Origin of the sequence: Belnapia rosea, assembly GCF_900101615.1 — a bacterium.
GTDB classification, from domain to species: Bacteria; Pseudomonadota; Alphaproteobacteria; order Acetobacterales; family Acetobacteraceae; genus Belnapia; species Belnapia rosea.
Genome location: NZ_FMZX01000105.1, coordinates 1 through 1,472 on the forward strand (window position 1 = coordinate 1; position 1,472 = coordinate 1,472).

Here is a 1,472-nt window from a genome sequence, read left to right on the forward strand (position 1 = left end):
GTCAGGCCCCGTAATGCTCGCGGAACCAGGCGACGAAGGCGGCGACCCCGGTCGGCACATCCGTGGTGGGCCGGTAGCCGGTGAGGGCCTGGAGCAGGCTGGCATCGGCCCAGGTCTTCAGCACCTCGCCGGGCTGCATGTCCATCAGGTTGCGGATGGCCTCGCGCCCGGTCGCCCGCTCGATGGCGGCGATGAATTCCAGCAGCCGCACCGGGTTGGCATTGCCGATATTGACCAGCCGGTAGGGCGCCACGGGGCTCAGCGAGTCGGCCGGCGAGACGGGCCTGCCGATCTCCGGCCGGCGGGGGATGAGGCGTGTGATGGCCTCGACCAGGTCGTCCACATAGGTGAAGTCCCGCTCCATCATGCCGTGGTTGTAGACGTCGATGGGCCGGCCCTTGAGGATGGCGTCGGTGAATTTGAACAGCGCCATGTCCGGCCGGCCCCAGGGACCGTAGACGGTGAAGAAGCGGAAGGCCGTCGTCGGCTGCTTCCACAGATGCGCGTAGCTATGGGCGATGTTCTCTGTCGCCAGCTTGGTCGCCGCATAGATGTTGAGCGGCGTCGCCACCGCATCCGTCTCGCGGAAGGGCATGGAGGTGTTGGCGCCGTAGGCGGAGCTGGTGGAGGCGACCAGCAGGTGCTGCACGGGATGGTGCCGGCAGGCCTCGACCAGGGCATAGGTGGCGACGACGTTGTTGTGGATGTAGCTCTCGGGATGCTCCATCGCGTAGCGGACGCCGGCCTGGGCGGCGAGATGGACGACGATGTCCGGCCTTTCCTCCGCCATCACCGTGCCGAGCCGGGCGCCATCGGCCAGGTCGAAGACCATGGGCCGGAAGGCATCGGACCGGGCCAGCAGCCCGTGGCGGGCCTCCTTCAGGCGCAGGTCGTAATAGGGGACCATGGCATCGATGCCGGCCACGGCATGGCCCTCCGCCAGCAGGCGGCGGGCCAGGTGGAAGCCGATGAAGCCGGCGCTGCCGGTCACCAGGATCTTCATGGCGGTGTCCTCTCCTCAGCCTGTGGTGGAGACCGTGTGCGGCCAGCGCCGCGCCGGCGCAAGCCGCAACGACCCTTGCGAATGCCGTTACGGGCGTCCGATGCCGGAGTAGTCGAGGCCGGCCTCGCGCATGGCAGCCGGGTCCCAGGCGTTGCGCAGGTCGAGCACGACCCGGCCCCGCATCGCCCCGCGCAGCCGCTCCGGTGCCATGGAGCGGTACTCGTTCCACTCCGTCAGCAGCGCCACCGCATCCGCCCCCGTCACCGCCTCCAGCGGCGTCGCCGCGAAGGTGATGGCGCCCGGCAACGACTGCCGCGCCTGGTGCGGCTGCGGGTCGTGCACCGTCACGCGGGCGCCGGCGGCCACCAGCTTCGGCAGGATCACCAGGCTCGGCGCGTCCCGCATGTCATCCGTCTCGGGCTTGAAGGTCACGCCCAGGATGCCGATCGACTTGCCCGCCACATCGCCG

Annotated in this window: 2 protein-coding genes; both read right to left on the reverse strand. The window is 69.8% G+C overall.

The window, feature by feature from the left end:
* Position 1: 1 nt before the first annotated feature.
* Complete coding sequence (locus tag BLR02_RS28245; protein WP_090665496.1) at positions 2–1,003, reverse strand: NAD-dependent epimerase/dehydratase family protein; 1,002 nt, start codon at positions 1,001–1,003, stop codon at positions 2–4.
* An 87-nt stretch (positions 1,004–1,090) separates the two neighbouring features.
* Positions 1,091–1,472 (reverse strand): UDP binding domain-containing protein (locus BLR02_RS28250; protein ID WP_245705013.1); only part of this gene is annotated, 382 nt, incomplete at its 5' end.

Bases quoted from the DNA above. Each gene is read 5' to 3' on its own strand.
- BLR02_RS28245 (WP_090665496.1), bottom strand. From the start codon at position 1,003: ATGAAGATCCTGGTGACCGGCAGCGCCGGCTTCATCGGCTTCCACCTG.